Source organism: Mesorhizobium sp. M0028 (genome assembly GCF_040323855.1).
Lineage (GTDB): Bacteria > Pseudomonadota > Alphaproteobacteria > Rhizobiales > Rhizobiaceae > Mesorhizobium.
In genome coordinates this window covers 293,331-311,684 of record NZ_JAMYVG010000003.1, presented here as the reverse complement: position 1 = coordinate 311,684, position 18,354 = coordinate 293,331, and the positions used below count along the sequence as shown (strand labels likewise).

Below are 18,354 nucleotides of genomic sequence, written 5' to 3'. Positions count from 1 at the left end.
TCCGCGAAGCGGACGAAAAGCCAGTGATTTGGCTTTTCGAGCGACGAACGCCCGGAGCCATGGCGGAGGGCAGGGCGGACCAATAGGGATAGGTCTCGTTTGAAAAACCGGATCGTCTTGTGGGGCGCGGCCGGTCTGCTCCTGGCGGGCCTCGTCCTGGCCGGCGGCTATGCCTATTTCCAGACGTTTTCTCCGGACCGCGGCAAATATCCGGTCAGGGGCATCGACGTTTCCCATCATCAGCGGCAGATCGACTGGCGGCGTGTTGCCGCCGACGATGTCGCCTTCGCCGTTATCAAGGCAACTGAAGGCGGCGACCATGTCGACGATGCCTTCGCCGCCAATTTGCGTGCGGCCCGCGCCGCCGGCCTTGCCGTCGGCGCCTATCACTTCTTCACCTTCTGCAGGCCGGGTGCCGATCAGGCACGCAACTTCATCTCGGTGGTGCCGCGCGATCAGCCTTTGCTGCCGCCGGTGGTAGACATCGAGTTCGGCGGCAATTGCCCGCAGCGGCCAACTCCCGAACAGTTGAGCGCCGAACTCTCAGCCTTCCTCGGCCCGGTCGAAGCAGCGTTCGGCAAGACGGCGATCCTCTATGTGACCGACGAGGCCGCGCAAGCCTATGCCGGGCAGATAGCCGGCCGCCCGCGTTGGCTGCGTTCGCTGGCGCTGCGGCCAGGCCATAACGACTGGATTTACTGGCAGTACCACAACCGGGGCCGCGTCGACGGCATCAGCGGCGACGTCGACCTGAATGTTCTCCAAGGCGGGCCGGCGACGCTGGCCGCGTTGTTTGCCGCAGCGCCTGAAGCGACGGCGTCGGATTGACGCTATTCCTGTCCAGCGAGAGCACCCTCAGTGGGCGATGACGGGAACGACGAAGCCTTCGCCAAGGTGGCTATTCATATCGCAGGCGGCGCCGTGCTAAGTACATTTGATGCCGGAGCGCCCTTCATCAGCCAATGACAGCAACGCCCCGCCTGCTGCGACGGACGGTGGGGATCCCCGCCTGGCGTTTGTCTATGCGGAGGCGGTGCGTGGCCTCCAACACCAGCAGGGCGTGGTTGAAAGTCTCAATACGCGCGCTGGAAATCTGATTTTTGCAACTGCGTTCGCGAGTTCTCTCCTTGGAGGCAGGGCGCTCCTGGATGGCATAGGACCTTGGGACTGTCTGGCGCTGACATTGCTTTTTCTTATCGGACTGCTGGTCGCGATTATGGTGTGGCCATATTATAACTATACGTTCCGTTTCGATCCCGAGAAGCTGCTCCAGGATTTCGTCGATCAGCATCCTCCCGCAACCATGGATGGGATGCACCGAGCGCTTGCGCTGCGCATCAAATCCGACATGGCCAGCAATTGGCGGATCATCCAACGCCTGCGCGTCGCGCTGCAGCTTGCACTGTTACTATGGTTGCTGGATCTCTTGGCCTGGTTGTTCGCGATCACCCGAATCTAGGGCTTGTGCGCCGGCGGGCGTCGTCCGGCTCTCAGTCTTCAGAAAAGCTTCTATCTGACTGAAAACGTTGACGAACATGGCTTGCGTCAGTACGCCCGTATTGGTGTTGTAGCGCGAGCAATGATAGCTGGAAAACAGCGCGATGCCATTGGCCTGCTGCTGCCCACCATGCTGGAACGGATAGGCGGCGACGCGCTGGCCGAGCGCCCGCACGGTCGACTGGTGCGCGATCGAGCCCAGCGCCAGCACGGCGCGCAGGTTTGGAAATCGGGCGATCGTCGGTACCAGGAACGTCCGGCAGGTGGCTATCTCGGCACCAACCGGCTTGTTCTCCGGCGGCACGCAGCGCACCGCATTGGTAATCGCCGTACCGACAAGCTCCAGCCCGTCATCTGGTCGCGCTTTGAATTCGCCGCGCGCAAAGCCGTGCGCGATCAGCGTATTGTAGAGCAGATCACCGGCAAAATCGCCGGTGAAGGGGCGCCCCGTCCGGTTCGCGCCGCGGAGGCCAGGCGCCAGCCCGACGATCAGCAAGCGCACCGCATCCTCGCCTTCCGGCGGCAAAAAGGTCGGCACTGGCGCGTTGAACCAGGACGGCTCGCGCTGCCGCCACTCGGCGATGAAGTCGTGCAGCCGCGGACAAAGCGGGCAGTCGCGATCGGGTTCGGGAGAGGCGGCCAGGGGCGCGGTCAAGGCAACGACCGTCAATAGTCTTCCTCGTCGACTTCGGCCGGCTCGGACCGGCGTACCGGCCGCTCCGACGGATCGCGGCCGACTTCATTCTTGAGCGCCATCAAGTCGATGAAATGGTCGGCCTGGCGGCGCAGGTCATCGGAGATCATCGGCGGCTGCGATGCCATGGTCGAGACGATCGAGACCTTGCGCCCACGCCGCTGCAGCGCCTCGACCAGCGTGCGGAAATCGCCGTCACCTGAGAAGATGACATAATGGTCGACGACATCGGCGAGCTCGAGCGCATCGACGGTCAGCTCGATATCCATATTGCCCTTGATCTTGCGGCGGCCGGTCGAGTCGGTGAATTCCTTGGCTGGCTTGGTCACCACCTTGAAGCCGTTATAATCGAGCCAGTCGATCAGCGGCCGAATCGAGGAGTATTCCTGATCCTCGACCAGCGCGGTGTAGTAATAAGCGCGCAGCAGATAGCCGCGTTTCTGGAAGCTCGACAGAAGTTTGCGGTAGTCGATGTCAAAGCCCAGCGCGCGCGAGGTGGCGTAGAGATTGGCACCGTCGATAAAGAGAGCGATTTTTTCACGAGGATCGAACATGGAAAAATGTCCTTTTTCGAAATAAGCGGTCGTCTAAATGCGTGGCGACTATCGGCCGGTCTGATAATAGACCTGTTGGCCTTCATCGTTCGAGATAACGCCAGTTTTACGGCAATCCAAGGCACCATGCGGCACCGCAAGCAATTGTGATCGGCGCTGCGTCGTCGCAGGCGGCCCGCGTCAGAGCTGGGCACCGCCATAAAAGCTTGTATTTTGGCGGCGTTCGGGTTATGGACCGCGCCTGTTTTCCATCAAATCCAGGCATGAAAGGGGCAACTCATGGCCCGCGTAACCGTTGAAGATTGCATCGACAAGGTCGACAACCGCTTCGAGCTGGTGCTCCTGGCCGGCCACCGCGCCCGTCAAATCAGCCAGGGCGCGCAGATTACCGTACCTCGCGACAACGACAAGAATCCGGTCGTTGCGCTCCGCGAAATCGCCGACGAGACGCTATCGCCGGACGACCTCAAGGAAGATCTCATCCATTCGCTGCAGAAGCATGTCGAGGTCGACGAGCCGGAAGCCGATGGCGAGGCGATTGCCGACCAGACCGGCAGCACTGTTGCGGCCACCGATGCCGACGACGCCGAGGACAACGTCACCTTCGATCGCATGACCGAAGAAGACCTGTTGGCCGGCATCGAAGGGCTGGTACCGCCGGAAAAAAGCGACGATTATTGATCTTAGCAACAACTGCCGACACTTTCGCGTCGGCAGTTTCGTGGCTATCTATGACATGCGCCGTACGCCAGTGCGGCGCATGATTCATTTCAGCATTGCGAGATCCCGCCATGATGCGTCAGTATGAGCTTGTCGAGCGCGTCCAGCGCTACAAGCCTGACGTCAACGAGGCGCTGCTCAACAAGGCCTATGTCTACGCCATGCAGAAGCATGGCCACCAGAAGCGCGCCTCCGGCGATCCCTATTTCTCGCATCCGCTCGAAGTCGCCGCCATCCTCACCGAAATGCACATGGACGAGGCGACGATTGCCGTTGCCTTGCTGCACGACACGATCGAGGACACCACGGCGACCAGGGCCGAGATCGACGAATTGTTCGGTCCGGAAATGGGCAAGCTGGTCGAAGGACTGACCAAGCTGAAGAAGCTCGACCTCGTCTCGAAGAAGGCCGAGCAGGCGGAGAACCTGCGCAAGCTGTTGCTGGCGATCTCGGAAGACGTGCGCGTGCTTCTGGTCAAGCTCGCCGACCGCCTGCACAATATGCGCACCCTCGACCATGTGCCGGAAGCCAAGCGCCTGCGCATTGCCGAAGAGACGATGGACATCTACGCGCCGCTGGCCGGCCGCATGGGCATGCAAGGCATGCGCGAGGAGTTGGAGGAGATCGCCTTCCGCTTCATCAATCCCGAAGCCTACCGCGCCGTCACCGCGCGGCTTGCCGAAATTTTCGAGCGCAACAAGGGCGTGCTGTCCGAGATCGAGAAGGCACTGTCCACACTGTTCGACAAATATTCGATCAAGGCCGAGGTCAAGAGCCGGCAGAAGAAGCCGTGGTCGGTGTTCCGCAAGATGGAAGCCAAGGCGCTGTCGTTCGAGCAACTGTCCGACATTTTCGGCTTCCGCGTCGTTGTCGAGACGGTCGAGGACTGCTATCGCGCGCTCGGCGCCATCCACACCACCTGGTCGATGGTGCCCGGACGCTTCAAGGACTATATCTCGACACCGAAGCAGAACGACTACCGCTCGATCCACACCACCATCGTCGGCCCGTCGCGCCAGCGCGTCGAATTGCAGATCCGCACCTACCAGATGAACAAGATCGCTGAATACGGTGTCGCCGCTCATTCGATCTATAAAGATACCGGCGGCAAGATGAATGGTGCCGTCCATGCGATCTCGAAGGAGACCAATGCCTATGCCTGGCTGCGGCGCACCATCGAGCAGCTTGCCGAAGGCGACAATCCCGAGGACTTCCTCGAAAACACCAAGCTGGAACTGTTTCAGGACCAGGTGTTCTGCTTTACGCCGAAAGGCATGCTGATCGCGCTGCCGCGCGGCGCCACGCCGATTGACTTTGCCTATGCCGTCCACACCGATGTCGGCGACACTTGCGTCGGCGCCAAGGTCAATGGCCGCATCATGCCGCTGATGACGGAGCTGAAGAACGGCGACGAGGTCGAGATCATCCGCTCGAAGGCGCAGGTGCCGCCGGCGGCGTGGGAATCGGTGGTCGTTACCGGCAAGGCGCGCTCGGCCATCCGCCGTGCCACCAAGAACGCTATCCGCAAGCAATATTCGGGTCTCGGTATCCGCATTCTGGAGCGCGCCTTCGAACGGTCCGGCAAGACCTTCACCAAGGAAAACCTGAAGCCGGTGCTGCACCGGCTGGCGCGCAAGGACATCGAGGATGTGCTGGCCTCGGTCGGCCGTGGCGAACTCGCCTCCAGCGACGTCATGAAGGCGGTATTTCCTGACTACAAGGACGAGCGCGTCACGCTGGTCGCGCCCAAGCAGCGCGAGGAGGGCTGGTCGAAGATCCGCAACGCCGCCGGCATGCTGTTCCAGATTCCGGGCCGCGCCGCACGCAAGGACAAGAACCAGCCGCGTGACGATGCGGTGCCGATCCGCGGCGTGCGCGGCGATCTGCCGGTGCGCTTCGCGCCGGAGGGGGCAGTGCCCGGCGACCGCATCGTCGGCATCGTGCAGCCGGGAACCGGCATCACCATCTATCCGATCCAGTCGCCGGCGTTGCAGGCCTTTGACGACCAGCCTGAGCGCTGGATCGACGTGCGCTGGGATATTGACGAGCGCACCAAGGAGCGGTTCCCGGCGCGTGTCTCGGTCACCGCCATCAACGCACCGGGTTCGCTGGCCGACATTGCGCAGGTCGTCGCATCCAACGACGCCAACATCCACACCTTGTCGATGGTGCGCACCGCGCCCGATTTCACCGAAATGCTGATCGATCTCGAAGTGTGGGATCTGAAGCACTTGAACCGGCTGCTGTCGCAGCTAAAGGACAATTCGAGCGTCAGCGACGCGCGACGCGTGAATGGGTGAATAGTGAATAGTGAATAGTGAATAGTGAAAGAGGGTGCTCTCACTACTCACTACTCACTACTCACTACTCACTACTCACTACCATTCACCATTCACCATTCACCATGGGCATGGAGCGAACGATGAACACCGATGAAGTGCTGGGCATTTTCCGCGAGGCCGGCGCCGTTCTCGAAGGGCATTTCATCCTGACGTCCGGCCTGCGCAGCCCGGTCTTTTTGCAAAAGGCGCGCGTTTTCATGCATGCCGACAAGACCGAGCGCTTGTGCAAGGCGCTGGCCGAAAAGATCCGCGCTGGCGTTCCCGGCAGGATCGACTATGTCGTCGGCCCAGCGATCGGCGGGCTGATCCCGGCCTATGAGACCTCGCGCCATCTTGGTGCGCCGGCGATCTGGGTCGAGCGGGAAGGGGGCGAATTCAGGCTCCGCCGTTTCGAAATCGCCAAGGGGTCGCGCGTTGTCATTGTCGAGGACATCGTCACCACCGGCCTGTCGATCCGCGAGACCATCGACTGCCTGCGCGGCCTTGGCGCCGAAGTCGTTGCCGCTGCATGCATTATCGACCGCTCGGCCGGCAAGACCGATGTCGGCGTGCCGCTGATCGCGCTCGCCGAATACGAGGTTCCGGCCTATCCGGCCGACAGGCTGCCGCCCGAGCTTGCCGCCATACCGGCGATCAAGCCGGGCAGCCGCAATTTATAACGGAGCCGCCGCCGTGATCACCGGCATCGATCATTTCGTGCTGACAGTTCGTTCGGTAGACGATAGCTGCGCCTTCTATCAGCGCGTGCTTGGCTTCAAGCGCCTCGACGAGCCGGACCGACCAACGGCGCTGCTGTTTGGAACGCAAAAGATCAATGTGCATGAGGTCGGGCGCACCTTCGAGCCGAAGGCCAAGGCGCCGACTCCCGGCTCTGGGGATTTCTGTCTCGTTGCCGCCCGGCCGCTCACCGAGATATGCGCCAGCCTCGCGGCCAACGGCGTAGCCATAGAGGTCGGCCCGGTCGAGCGTATCGGCGCCCGTGGCCCGATGATGTCGGTCTATTTCCGTGACCCGGACGGCAACCTCGTCGAGGTCAGCGAGTATCGTTCCTGAGTGGCGCTCCTCAAATTCGCCGCGATCATGCCCTGTTCAGAATGGCGATACCCAAGGCTGCCGCAGTGGCGACCGAGCGGATGCCGTCGGCCTCGTTGTTCTTCGGCTAGCACATCGCTATATCAAAGTCGTAGTTGCCTTTCGGTGACCGCAAAGCGCAGCATAGGGCTGTCGCGCCCCGGCTGGGAAAAGCCGGCGCGAAGCCATTGATGGAACTAGGAACAGGAACAGAGTGCTTTTTCGACGGCGCAAGCCTGATGGTTTTTTCGAGCGGGTGCGTACTTATTTGTGGCCGCGCCGCTCGTTCTCGCGCTCGCTGCGGTATTTTTCCAAGCGCATCCTGCGGCTTAGGGCCACGCCGCATGCCGTGGCCGCCGGTGTTGCGGCGGGCGTATTCGCGTCGTTTTTCCCGCTTGGCTTCCACTTCATCATTGCCGCCATGCTGTGCTGGCTGATCGCCGGCAATCTGGTGGCGGCAGCACTCGGCACGGTCTTCGGCAATCCCCTGACCTTTCCGCTGCTATGGGCCGCCTCCTGGGAGGTCGGCAAGCTGATCCTGCATGAACACCTGCCGGCGCATGGCCCACCCGCGCATCTCGGCGACATGCTGCATAATCTTTCCTTTGCGCAGTTGTGGGGACCGGTGCTTAAGCCGATGACCATTGGCGCAATACCGCTTGGCTTGGTTTTCGGCCTGCTGTTTTACGGCATTACCCGCTGGGGTATGGTCACTTTCCACGAGCAGCGCCGCAAGCGTCTGGCCGAAAGAGCCGCAAAGACCGGAAAAACCGGGCCGGAAGTTCCCGCCGAATGATTATCGGTATCGGCAGCGACCTCATCGACATCAGACGCATTGAGAAGTCGCTGGAACGTCATGGCCAGCGCTTCATCCAACGCATCTACACAGAGATCGAACAGGCGCGCTCCGAAAACCGCGCGGCGCGTGCGGCCTCCTATGCCAAGCGTTTCGCTGCCAAGGAGGCCTGCGCCAAGGCATTGGGCACCGGTCTGGCGCAGGGTGTGTTCTGGCGCGACATGGGCGTCGTCAACCTGGCCAGCGGCAAGCCGACCATGGCGCTGACCAACGGGGCGGCAGCGCGGCTGGACGAAATCCTGCCTGAAGGGCACCGCGCCGTGATCCACCTCACCATCACCGATGATTTTCCGCTCGCTCAAGCCTTTGTGATCATTGAAGCGTTGCCGGTCGAAGAAGCGCCACATTGATTGCATCTGACGACCGGCATGACGTTGCCCAGCGCGCGCCGAGACTCTATACCATCCAACGCACAATCGAGGACGACATGAGCGTGGCTGAAAAAACCCAGAAGAAATCCGGCGGACTTGGCGAAACCGTCAGCGTCATCGTCCAGGCCCTGCTGCTTGCGCTGGTCATCCGCACGCTCCTGTTCCAGCCGTTCTCGATCCCGTCCGGTTCGATGCGGCCGACTTTGCTCGAAGGCGACTATCTCTTCGTCACCAAATGGTCTTACGGCTTCTCCCGCTACTCGCTGCCGTTCGGGCCGAACATCTTTTCGGGCCGCATCTGGGGCTCCGAGCCGAAGCGCGGCGACGTGGTGGTGTTCAAGTTTCCGCCGGACCCTTCCGTCGACTATATCAAGCGCGTCGTCGGCCTGCCGGGCGACAAGATCCAGGTCAAGGATGGCCAGCTCTTCATCAATGACGTCGCTGTGCCGCGCGTCAAGGTCGGGCAGATCGACAACCACGACATCACCGAGGAGAACGGGCCGGTCGATGTCTATCGCGAGACGCTGCCGAACGGCGTCACCTACGACACGCTCGACCTGACACAGGCTTCGATCGGCGACAACACCAAAGAGTTCAAGGTGCCGCCCGGTCACTATTTCATGATGGGCGACAATCGCGACAACTCGTCCGACAGCCGCTTCACCGTCGGCTTCGTGCCGGAAGAGAATTTGGTCGGCCGCGCCAACCTCATCTTCTTCTCGATCGGCGGAAGCGCCAGCCCGCTCGAAATCTGGAAATGGCCGTCGCAGATGCGAGCCTCGCGCCTGTTCCATTTCGTCAATTAGGACCATGGCGGCGACAAAACGGCTGACCGCAGATGCGCTCGCCGAGGCGCTCAAGGAGCGCACCGGCCACAGTTTTGGCGACCACCAACGCCTGCAGCGGGCGCTGACCCATGCCAGCGCTCGCGGCAGCCATGCCGGTATCGACTACGAACGTTTCGAATTCCTGGGCGACCGCGTTCTCGGCCTTGTCGTTGCCGATATGCTGCTGGCGGCATTTCCCGACGCCGCCGAGGGTGAGCTGTCGCTCAGATTGAACGCCCTGGTTAACGCCGAGGCCCTGGCGGAAATCGCCGAGGAGATCGGCCTGCCGGAACTCATTCGCGCCGGTTCGGACGTACGCGGCCTCGATGGGCGCAAGCGCGTCAATCTGCGCGCCGACGCACTGGAATCGCTCATCGCCGTGCTCTATCTCGACGGCGGGTTGGAAGCGGCCCGTGCCTTCATCCACAGGTACTGGCAACCGCGCTCACAAGCCATCGACGCCGCCCGCCGCGATGCGAAGACCGAACTTCAGGAATGGGCGCATCAGGCGGCAGGCGCGGTGCCGGTTTACATAATCGACAGCCGCGAGGGACCGGACCACGATCCGCTGTTCACCGTCAGCGTCAAGGTCGGCGCCTATCCGCCAGCGACCGGCAGCGGGCGCTCCAAGCGCGAGGCGGAGCAAGCTGCAGCCGCGGCACTTCTGCAGCGGGAAGGCGTCTGGCTCAATCAAGGGAGTGCCGCATGACCGCCACCGAAGCTCCGGCAACAGAAGCTCCCGCTACCCGCTCCGGCTTCGTCGCGCTGATCGGCGCGCCCAATGCGGGGAAATCGACGCTGGTCAACCAATTGGTCGGCGCCAAGGTATCGATCGTGACGCACAAGGTGCAGACCACGCGCGCCATCGTGCGCGGCATTGCCACCCACAACAACGCGCAAATCGTCTTCGTCGACACGCCGGGCATATTCAAGCCGAAGCGCCGGCTGGACACTGCGATGGTGACCACAGCCTGGGGCGGTGCCAAGGACGCCGATATCGTGCTGCTCTTGATCGATGCCGAGCGCGGCATCCGGGGCGATGCCGACGCCATCCTCCAGCGGCTGAAGGATGTCCGGCAGCCGATGGTGTTGATCCTCAACAAGGTCGATCGGGTCAAGCACGAGACGTTGCTGGCATTGTCGGCGGCAGCCAACGAAAGGGTGCCGTTCAAGCGCACCTTCATGGTTTCGGCGCTGACCGGGTCCGGCTGCAAGGACCTGCTCGACTATCTCGCCGAGACCTTGCCGGCCGGACCTTGGTACTACCCGGAAGACCAGATCTCCGACCTGCCGATGCGCCAACTCGCGGCCGAGATCACCCGCGAAAAGCTCTATCTCAGGCTGCATCAGGAACTGCCCTATTCCTCCCACATCGAGACCGAAAAATGGGAAGAGAAGAAGGACGGCTCGGTGCGCATCGACCAGACCATCTATGTCGAGCGCGACAGCCAGAAGAAGATCGTGCTCGGTCATAAGGGCGAGACGATCCGCGCCATCGGCCAGGCCGCGCGCATGGAAATATCAGGCATACTCGAGCAGAAGGTGCACCTCTTCCTGTTCGTCAAGGTGCGCGAGAACTGGGGCGACGATCCCGAGCGCTACCGTGAAATGGGGCTCGAATTTCCGCACTGAGCCTGTTTGGGCGATCCGCCGAGCGGCCTGTTGGCCGCCTCAGGATTACCCAAGTGCCAGCGACACGCCGTCGGCAAGATGTTCGGCATCGGAGGCGTTTTCGAAGGGGATGCCCGTTCTTGCATGGTCGAGCGGCGAGAAATTGGAGCCGTCAGCGCTGATCAGCGCAGTCTGGCGCCTTGCCGCCTGCATCTCGCCCAGCTGAGCGTAACAGGCGGCAAGCCGGGTGCGGATCCATGGCCTCGGTCGCGTCGCCAGCTCCAGCGCCTCGGCAGCCGTGCGGTATTCGCCCAGCATGTATAGCGCGAGCGCGCGATCGTACTGATACCAATGAGGGTGCAGCGGGTTGATGCGGATGGCGCGTGCCGGCCAGGCGAGCGCGTCGAGCGGCCGGCAGCGCATCGTCAACAGATGCCCCATCTGCTCGATACAGTCCGCGTCGCCCGGATTGAGCTCGAGCGCGATGCGCAAATGATGCTCGGCCGCCTCGTGCTCACGCATATTGAGCCGTACCAGCGACTGGATGCGGTGTGCCGTTGCCTGGTCCGGCGACAATGCGATGCCCCGGTCGGCCAGGTCGCGGGCCTTCGTCAGAACGGCGTCGCTGGTGGGTCCGAATTCGCTGTTAAGCACATGCGACAGCGCCAGATAGGTGTAAGCGAGGCCATAGGCCGGGTCTCTGACGATCGCAGCATGTAGCCGCGCTTCGATACGGTCCGTATAGTTTCCTCGCCGAGCACCTTGCGGATCTCGCGAATCGACTGCGTCAGCGAATCCTCGGTGACGAAAACACCCGGCCAGACCGCATCCATCAGTTCCGACTTCGGCACCACACGGCCGATATGGCGGGCGAGATGCGTCAGCAATGCGTAGGCTTTCGGCCGCAGGAAGGCCGGCTGTTCGGCCCGGCCGAGCGTACCTTTGCCCAGATCGAGCGTGAAACCGCCAAACTGAAAAACCTGGTCAGTGGCCGAACCCGCCATCGAGACGGCCCGCTCCCTGAAGCCGTGCCTTTATTGGCCTACGGCTGGAGGGCTGGGTCAAGGTCTGTCGCCGCCGAAAGCGGCTTTTGATTTGGGCGCCGCAAATTAGACGGTGCCAGCGAGGGTGGGCTGCGTTGCCGACCTGCGGACGAAGCTTTCGGTACCGTAGAAGACAACGATGGCGACGGCAGCCACCGCCCAGATCGCAACACCGATCCATTGCTGCTGCACATGGTCGGCGTCGATGAACACCTTGCCCAGGAAGCGCACGCTGTTCTGATGGGTGACATGCATGAGAATGGCGAGAAGCACACTGCCGGTGTTCTGATAGAGCCAGGTGAACACCACTGCCGCCAGCACGACGTTGATCGTGCCGTAGACGCTGAGATCGCCGACCAGGCCGAGCGGAAAATGCCAGATTGCCCAGATCGCGCCGAGGATCAGGCTTCCGGCCAGCGCTGAATGGCTGGCCATCAGCCGCGGTGTCGCAAAGCCGCGCCATCCCGGCTCTTCGCCAAGCGGGCCGCTGAAGACCGCATACAGCGCGATGATCGGCAGTATCTCAGTGACAGCAGGAATGTTGCTCCAGACCGGCGTCGCCGAGCCGAACAGCGGATTGACCAGGATCGAGGCAAGCTGCGTGCCGAATGGCAGGCCGAATGCCACCAGATACCACAGCGGAGATACCCGCCACTTCACCACGGAAGCGAGAATGGCCTTGACCGAAGCCCAGCCTCCGGAAAGGGCTGCGACAACGAATCCGGAGACCATCGGGCCGAAGGTAAACCAGGGAATGCTATCGCCATTCGACAGGTAGAACGGGATGAAGGCAAACCAGCTCAGGGCAAGCGCCAACGAAAAGAAGGCAGCCAACTGATGCTGCCGCACCAGGTGCAGGAACGAAGTCATGTCAGTCCTCTCACGGGCAGATGACAATGAGAGGTCGCCGGGCTGCCCAATCGGTCGACTTGCATTTTTTACAGCCGGCCGAATCATTCCGGGAGGCTATGCGTGGACCACGTCGGTCGACCCGTTTCTTATTGGCACCGGCGCGACCCGAAATCCTGAGCGGGTTCTGAGAAATTTCCGATATTTCATGCAAAATCGGTCAGTTAGATCGGCTGGAGCACCTGCCGACACTGCGACCGTGCGTGGTTCCCGTTTGTCGTCTCTCCGTCATACACCCTGCCTATAGGCTGTGCGAAAGACCCGCTTCCGAGCAAACCGGAACAGGCGGGCAAACAGCCAGATTAGGACATGACCGGGACTTGGAATCGCATCGACCCCATCCGTCAGATCGAGTTTGCAAACGCCGTCGCTGTTGAGATCGAGCGCGTGCTGGCGCGGCAAGGCAAGGTGACGAACAGCGATGCGGTCGTCGCAGCGGGCAGGGTCGCCGGGGCCGTTGCCGCCGCCGTCGCCCTGCTTGCGCCGACCGACATCAGGGCGATCGACACCATGCAGGAAAGATTGCCCGGCATGGCGTCGCGGTTCGTGCGGATATTGGCGGCCGAAGCGACGGAACGCCGTACCCGGACGCCTCTGTCGACGGCGCACGAAGGCCAAGGGGCAGACATCCAACCCCTGGCCGGAACGGGCGACCTCGACGCGATGCGGGTCGAGGACTGGGCCGGTCGGGTCGCCGGGTCGACCTTCCTGCAGGAAAATCTCGGCATATCGCGCTCGACCCTGCATCGCTGGCAGCGGAGCGGCACGGTCGTTGCGTTGCGCACCGGTGGCCGCAAACATGTATTTCCTCTGGCGCAGTTCGTCGACGGCAGGCCGGCTCCGGGTATCAACGAAGTGTTATCCGCGATGCCCGATCCGCGGCGTGCCTGGTCGTGGCTGGTCGGCCCCGCGCCCGGCCTTGCCGGACGTATTCCCATTGAAATGCTCAAACAGGATCTGGTGGCGGAAGTCGTTCTTGCCGCACACTATGACGCCAGCTTCGGCGACGGTGGCCGCGTTTTCGACGGCGCGACGACCCACGACCTTATGGACGGTGACGAACAGCAGACCTGGAACAAGAATGCCCGCTTCAATTTGAAGACGTGGACCGGCCAGGAAACCGAGCTCGGCACGTTGAAGACCTACACCGAGACCCGTTTCAACTTCGGCAATACCAAACACACCGTGAGCGGTGTTGATTTCAGCGTGCAGGACAACAAGGCGGTTACCCTGAACTTCGCCTGGATCCAGCTTGGAGGTTTCCGCGTCGGCAAGGATGAAACTGTCTATGATTCGTTCATCGGCTACGCCGGCAACGTCGTCCAGGACACCATCATCCCGTACGGCACCAAGGACACCAACCTGATCAGTTACTATTTCGACGGCGGTAACGGCTTTACGGCAGTCGCCTCGGTCGAAACAGGCTCCGGCGCTGACCAGTCGATCGACAGCTACGTTCCGTTTGTCGTCGGCGGCGTGAAATACAAGGGTGACTGGGGTGCGATCACCGCCGTCGGCGCCTATAACAGCACGTCGGAAGAATGGGCCGGCAAAGCTCGCCTCGACGTCAAGCCGATTACTGACCTGACCCTGTTCGTGATGGCGGGCTACGGCAGCGACGACAACGTCGCAAAGAACTTCTACAAGCCGTGGACTGGCAACTTTGCCGTCTGGGGCGGCGGCAGCTATGCCGTCAACAAGAAGACCTCTTTGAACGCCCAGGTCTCCTATACCGACGACAAAGACTTCGCCGTTGCGGCCAACGTCGCCTACACCATCGTTCCTGGTTACACGATCACCGCCGAAGTCGATTATTACGACAATTTCGATGCCGACGATGCCGACGCAATCGGCGGCATCTTCCGCTTCCAGCGCTCGTTCTGATCAAACGACGATCTCGCAAAAACGGCCCGTAGCGATACGCTACGGGCCGTTTTGGTTTGGCGGCGGATAAGTCGCTCATCTTGATTTCGCCATCGAACCGGTGACAAGCTCTGGTCATGGAATGGCGCGACGAGGGAATCATTCTCGGCACCCGCAAGCATGGCGAAACCAGCGCCATTCTCGAGGTGATGACACGTGCGCATGGCCGCCATCTCGGTCTCGTGCGCGGCGGCCGTTCGCGCAAGCAGCAGCCGGTCTTGCAGCCCGGCAACCGCGTCGACCTGTTGTGGCGGGCGCGGCTCGACGAACATCTCGGCACCTTCCAGGCCGAGGCCATCGAAATGAACGCCGCCCGGCTGATGGACAGCGCCGTTGCCGTTTACGGCTTGCAGACGATGGCCGCGCATTTGCGTCTTCTGCCCGAGCGCGATGCCCATCGCGGTCTCTATGAGACGCTCGCGGTCATGATCGCCCATCTCGACGATGCCGATGCCGCCGGCGAGCTGGTGGCCCGCTTCGAGCTGCTGGTTCTCGACGAACTCGGTTTCGGCCTCGATCTCAGCCAGTGTGCGGCGACCGGCACCAGGCAGGATCTTGCCTACGTCTCGCCGAAATCCGGCCGCGCCGTGTCGCGGGCGGCGGGCGCGCCGTGGCGCGACAAGATGCTGGCGCTGCCTGCCTTCCTGCAGCGCGGTTCGGGCCTGCGCGCCGATCCGGCGGCGATCGACGACGCCTTCCGGTTGACCGGCTTCTTTTTGACCCGCCATGTCTACGAGCCGCGCGGTATCGAACCACCCGGCGCCCGCGCCGGCTTCCTCGCCGCCTTGCGCAAGCATTATGCGGGCGGCAAGGCAATCGCCGGGGAAACCGCCGTCGGCGAAGCCATCAGGTGAGCGAAGTGGAACTCTACCCCGGCCGGGTTTCGCCGCTTGGCCTCGACATTATTTGACGCGGCCGATCACACCAGGGACCGGCGAGGTGGTGTGCGAGGGCAAAGTGGTGCACAAGGGCCGCACGCTGGCGGTTTCGGAAGCGGCGCTGAAGGATGCCAATGGCAAGCTGCTGGCTTTCGGCACCGAAACGTGCTCGATCTTTCCGGCGGCCAATCTGGCGGCACGTTGAATGGACCGGCCGTCTGGCCGCCGCATTTGAATGTCACTGAACATTGAATGTCAGTGACGACTGGCCTGGTTTGGGGGAACCGCCATGTTTGAAAGCCTGATTGGCCTCGTCGCCATCATCGCGCTGTTCGTCATCATTTCACGCCAGCAGCGCCGTATCGGCCTGATCGAGCGCGAGCTTGGCGCGTTGCGCAGCCTCGTGCTTTCGGGCGCGCCTGTCCTGCCGCCGCAAGCCAAGGAACCGGCTGCAAACGACAGCAAACCGGCGGATGGCGCAATCCCGCCGGCGGCGGCAGCCGACATGGCCGCATCGCCAGGGGCCGAGACCGCAGCGGTCGCATCAGCCACAGAGGCAGAAGCCGATACCGCGGCGCCGTCCGCACCCGAGCCGGCGCAACCGGCGGCAGCGGCGAAAGCCGCCCGCCAATCCGACGTCGAAACGGCGCTCGGTACCCGCTGGGCGGTATGGGTTGGTGGCATCGCGTTGGCGCTGGGCGGCCTGTTCCTGATCCGCTACACCATTGAGGCCGGCATTTTCGGGCCACGCGTGCGGCTTGCCATGGCGGCGGCACTTGGGCTGGTGCTGGTCGCCGGCGGCGAGTTCATCCGGCGCACCGGCTTCAGGGTGCCGGTGCAAGGTGCCGCCGGTGCCTATATCCCGGCGATCCTGACGGCGGCCGGCGCTTTCATCCTCTTCGGCACCGTCTACGCCGCGTACAGCATTTACGGTTTCATCGGCCCGGCGCTCGCTTTCACGCTGCTCGGCGCCATCGGGGTGGCGACGATCGCGGCAAGCCTGGTCCACGGTCAGGCGCTGGCCGGCGTAGGCCTGCTCGGCGCCATGGTGACGCCGCTACTCGTCGCCTCGCAGGCGCCCAATCCGTGGTCGCTGTTTGGCTATCTGGCGATCGTGCTCGCCGCCACCGGCGTCATTGCCCGCATCCGCGACTGGAGGCTCTTGATGGCCGCAGCCTTCGTCGCCACCGGCATCTGGACCATCTTCTACATGACCGAAGCGCCGGGGACGAACCTTTCCGTCATCCTCTTTATCGACGTGGTGACACTGGCCGTGCTCGCCTTCGTGTGGCTTGGCCGTCGCAGCGAAGCGGTCGCCGGCACCGGCTTCGACTGGCCGTCGATCGCGCCGGGGTTCTTCGACGCTCTTTCAGCGCTGGCCCTGTTCGTCGATCCGGTCTTTGCCGCCGCCGGCGATGCCCTGCAGGGCGCGGCCCTTATCGTAGCCCTGGTGGCGGTAGCGCTCTACCGTCCGCGAGCGCTTGCACTGCTGCACGCCGCCGGGCTGGCGACGGTGCTGGTCTATCTCGGCATCATTCCGCCGACCACGGTCGCCGCCGATTTTTCGGGCGGCGCTCTCGGTGTCGATGGCGTGCCGGTTGCGGCGTCTGATGCCTTGATGCTCAGGATCGGCATCGCGCTGGGCCTGGTCTTCATCGGCGCCGGCTTTTGGGCAGCGCGCCGTTTTGCGGCTCCTGGCTGGCTGCGCGCCGCCACATGGGCGGCATGGAGCGCTGTCGCGCCACTGGTCATCCTGCTGGCGCTCTGGTTCACCTTCGGCAATCTCGACCGTGACCTTGCTTATGCGGCCGCAGCGGCCGTTTTGGTCGGGATCTTCGTCGCCGGCGGCGAATGGATAGCGCGCGGCGAAGCGCCGCCGCTGACCGGCGGCGCTGCCATCTCCTTCGCGCTCGCCGGCGCGGCGATTGCCGGCCTGCTGATGTTGCATATGGCCTTTGGTTCCGGCTGGACAACCATCCTGCTCGGAGCAGCCGCCGTTGTGCCGGCGCTGGCGACGCGCTGGCGCAGCTATCCGGTGCTTGGCTGGATTTCGGTCGGTGCGGTGATCGCAGTGCTCGGCCGTGCCGCCTTCGACCCGACCATCGTCGGTGCCGAGTTCCTGTCGAAAACACCCGTGTTCAACTGGCTGCTGCTCGGATATGGCGTGCCGGCGCTCGCCTTCGGCTTTGCCGCCTGGCAACTCGCCCGCACAACCAATGGCCGGCCGCGCCTCGCCATGGAGGCCGGCGCCGCGCTGTTTGCTCTGCTCGCCGTTGCCATGCTGGTGCGTCATGCCATGCATGGTGGCGTCATCGACAGCGGCTCGATGACACTTGCCGAACAGGCGATTTATACGCTGATTGCCATCGGCGCCGGTGCAATCCTGGTCGCCATCGACATGCGCTCGCCAAGCTCTGTGCTGCGTTACGGCTCGATGGCTGCCGGGGTGCTCTCGGTCGCCTTCATCGTCATCCGGCATTTTGTGGTGCTGAACCCGCTGCTGACGGATGAATCGACCGGCGGCATTCCGGTGTTCAACCTTCTGTTCCTGGCCTATCTGTTGCCGGCAGTCGCGACAGGCGCACTGGCGCTCTATACCCGCGACAAGCGGCCGAAATGGTATGCGGCCATGCTTGCGGTTGTGGCGGCGGTGCTCGCCTTCGTCTATGCCACGCTGTCGGTCAGGAGGCTGTTCAAGGGCGAGTTCATCGGCCTGTGGAGCGGCCTCGGTCAGCTCGAGACCTATACCTATTCGGCGCTCTGGTTGGCCATCGGCGTGGTGCTGCTCACCGCCGGTGTCTGGCTGAAGTCGCAGGTGCTGCGCATAGCGTCTGCGGCGCTGATCGCGGTCGCCGTGCTCAAGGTCTTCGTCTTCGATATGTCGGAGCTGGAAGGCGTGTTGCGGGCGCTGTCCTTCATCGGCCTCGGCGCGGTGCTCATCGGCATCGGCTTGTTTTATCAGCGGCTGCTGACAAGGGCGGCGAAAGAAAAGCTCGAGACGAGCAATAGCTGACGATTTCAATTTGGCCGGGAATAAAGCTGGCATCGGCAGCGTTAT

General features: G+C 62.8%; 19 protein-coding genes and 2 pseudogenes. 16 read left to right on the top strand and 5 right to left on the bottom strand.

Annotated elements, in window-relative coordinates:
* Positions 1-99: 99 nt before the first annotated feature.
* Both NKJ93_RS09350 and NKJ93_RS09345 read left to right on the top strand, forming a co-directional pair.
* Complete coding sequence (locus tag NKJ93_RS09350; RefSeq protein ID WP_023719894.1) at positions 100-828, top strand: GH25 family lysozyme; 729 nt, start codon at positions 100-102, stop codon at positions 826-828.
* 109 nt (positions 829-937) lie between these two features.
* Positions 938-1,459 (top strand): hypothetical protein, encoded by a 522-nt coding sequence (locus tag NKJ93_RS09345; protein ID WP_352588687.1) that lies wholly within the window; start codon positions 938-940, stop codon positions 1,457-1,459.
* On the opposite strand, the gene NKJ93_RS09340 is transcribed toward NKJ93_RS09345, so the two are convergent.
* Entirely contained in the window at positions 1,409-2,167 is a 759-nt protein-coding gene (locus NKJ93_RS09340) for a uracil-DNA glycosylase (protein ID WP_245278617.1), read from the bottom strand. The genes NKJ93_RS09345 and NKJ93_RS09340 overlap by 51 nt on opposite strands.
* Positions 2,164-2,745: a LabA-like NYN domain-containing protein gene (locus NKJ93_RS09335; RefSeq protein ID WP_023719891.1), complete on the bottom strand. Its 582-nt coding sequence runs from the start codon at positions 2,743-2,745 to the stop codon at positions 2,164-2,166. Before NKJ93_RS09335 ends, NKJ93_RS09340 begins: the two co-directional genes overlap by 4 nt.
* Positions 2,746-3,024: 279 nt before the next feature.
* Between NKJ93_RS09335 and rpoZ the strand changes: the two genes are divergently transcribed.
* From rpoZ to era, 9 genes are all read left to right on the top strand, one after another.
* Entirely contained in the window at positions 3,025-3,426 is a 402-nt protein-coding gene (gene rpoZ, locus NKJ93_RS09330; RefSeq protein WP_352481861.1) for a DNA-directed RNA polymerase subunit omega, read from the top strand.
* A gap of 110 nt (positions 3,427-3,536) precedes the next feature.
* Positions 3,537-5,765, top strand: coding sequence for a RelA/SpoT family protein (locus tag NKJ93_RS09325; protein WP_352588684.1), 2,229 nt, complete (start codon positions 3,537-3,539; stop codon positions 5,763-5,765).
* A gap of 122 nt (positions 5,766-5,887) precedes the next feature.
* Entirely contained in the window at positions 5,888-6,466 is a 579-nt protein-coding gene (gene pyrE / locus NKJ93_RS09320) for an orotate phosphoribosyltransferase (RefSeq protein WP_023719888.1), read from the top strand.
* Positions 6,467-6,479: 13 nt separating this feature from the next.
* Positions 6,480-6,860, top strand: a complete 381-nt coding sequence (locus NKJ93_RS09315; RefSeq protein WP_352481860.1) for a VOC family protein — start codon at positions 6,480-6,482, stop codon at positions 6,858-6,860.
* Positions 6,861-7,092: 232 nt separating this feature from the next.
* On the top strand, positions 7,093-7,674 hold the full coding sequence (locus tag NKJ93_RS09310; protein WP_352494847.1) for a DUF2062 domain-containing protein: 582 nt from the start codon (positions 7,093-7,095) through the stop codon (positions 7,672-7,674).
* Positions 7,671-8,084 (top strand): holo-ACP synthase, encoded by a 414-nt coding sequence (gene acpS / locus NKJ93_RS09305; RefSeq protein WP_023719885.1) that lies wholly within the window; start codon positions 7,671-7,673, stop codon positions 8,082-8,084. The genes NKJ93_RS09310 and acpS overlap by 4 nt, the downstream gene beginning before the upstream one ends.
* A 77-nt stretch (positions 8,085-8,161) precedes the next feature.
* The gene (lepB, locus tag NKJ93_RS09300) at positions 8,162-8,911 is read left to right on the top strand and encodes a signal peptidase I (RefSeq protein ID WP_023719884.1); all 750 of its coding nucleotides are present in this window, start codon (positions 8,162-8,164) and stop codon (positions 8,909-8,911) included.
* 4 nt (positions 8,912-8,915) lie between these two features.
* On the top strand, positions 8,916-9,641 hold the full coding sequence (gene rnc / locus NKJ93_RS09295) for a ribonuclease III (RefSeq protein WP_031194250.1): 726 nt from the start codon (positions 8,916-8,918) through the stop codon (positions 9,639-9,641).
* Positions 9,638-10,564 (top strand): GTPase Era, encoded by a 927-nt coding sequence (era, locus tag NKJ93_RS09290; protein ID WP_352588681.1) that lies wholly within the window; start codon positions 9,638-9,640, stop codon positions 10,562-10,564. The genes rnc and era overlap by 4 nt, the downstream gene beginning before the upstream one ends.
* A gap of 45 nt (positions 10,565-10,609) precedes the next feature.
* On the opposite strand, the gene NKJ93_RS09285 is transcribed toward era, so the two are convergent.
* The 3 genes from NKJ93_RS09285 to NKJ93_RS09275 form a co-directional block, all read right to left on the bottom strand.
* Positions 10,610-11,197 carry a tetratricopeptide repeat protein gene (locus NKJ93_RS09285; RefSeq protein ID WP_352588679.1) on the bottom strand — a complete coding sequence of 196 codons (588 nt, stop codon included), beginning with the start codon at positions 11,195-11,197 and terminating at the stop codon, positions 10,610-10,612.
* Complete coding sequence (locus NKJ93_RS09280; RefSeq protein ID WP_352588676.1) at positions 11,155-11,547, bottom strand: winged helix-turn-helix domain-containing protein; 393 nt, start codon at positions 11,545-11,547, stop codon at positions 11,155-11,157. The genes NKJ93_RS09285 and NKJ93_RS09280 overlap by 43 nt, the downstream gene beginning before the upstream one ends.
* A gap of 105 nt (positions 11,548-11,652) precedes the next feature.
* A complete protein-coding gene (locus NKJ93_RS09275; protein ID WP_023719880.1) occupies positions 11,653-12,456 on the bottom strand; it encodes a CPBP family intramembrane glutamic endopeptidase in 804 nt (267 codons plus the stop codon).
* 348 nt (positions 12,457-12,804) lie between these two features.
* Here NKJ93_RS09275 and NKJ93_RS33575 point away from each other — a divergent pair.
* The 5 genes and pseudogenes from NKJ93_RS33575 to NKJ93_RS09255 form a co-directional block, all read left to right on the top strand.
* Positions 12,805-13,320 (top strand): annotated as a pseudogene (locus NKJ93_RS33575) (antitoxin Xre/MbcA/ParS-like domain-containing protein); the annotation flags it as partial.
* A 162-nt stretch (positions 13,321-13,482) separates the two neighbouring features.
* A pseudogene (locus NKJ93_RS09270) lies at positions 13,483-14,379 on the top strand (porin); the annotation flags it as partial.
* Between the two features lie 116 nt (positions 14,380-14,495).
* Positions 14,496-15,272 carry a DNA repair protein RecO gene (recO, locus tag NKJ93_RS09265; protein ID WP_023719878.1) on the top strand — a complete coding sequence of 259 codons (777 nt, stop codon included), beginning with the start codon at positions 14,496-14,498 and terminating at the stop codon, positions 15,270-15,272.
* 52 nt (positions 15,273-15,324) lie between these two features.
* On the top strand, positions 15,325-15,501 hold the full coding sequence (locus tag NKJ93_RS09260) for a PaaI family thioesterase (protein ID WP_023719877.1): 177 nt from the start codon (positions 15,325-15,327) through the stop codon (positions 15,499-15,501).
* An 84-nt stretch (positions 15,502-15,585) separates the two neighbouring features.
* Complete coding sequence (locus NKJ93_RS09255; RefSeq protein ID WP_352588673.1) at positions 15,586-18,309, top strand: DUF2339 domain-containing protein; 2,724 nt, start codon at positions 15,586-15,588, stop codon at positions 18,307-18,309.
* Positions 18,310-18,354 lie beyond the last annotated feature (45 nt).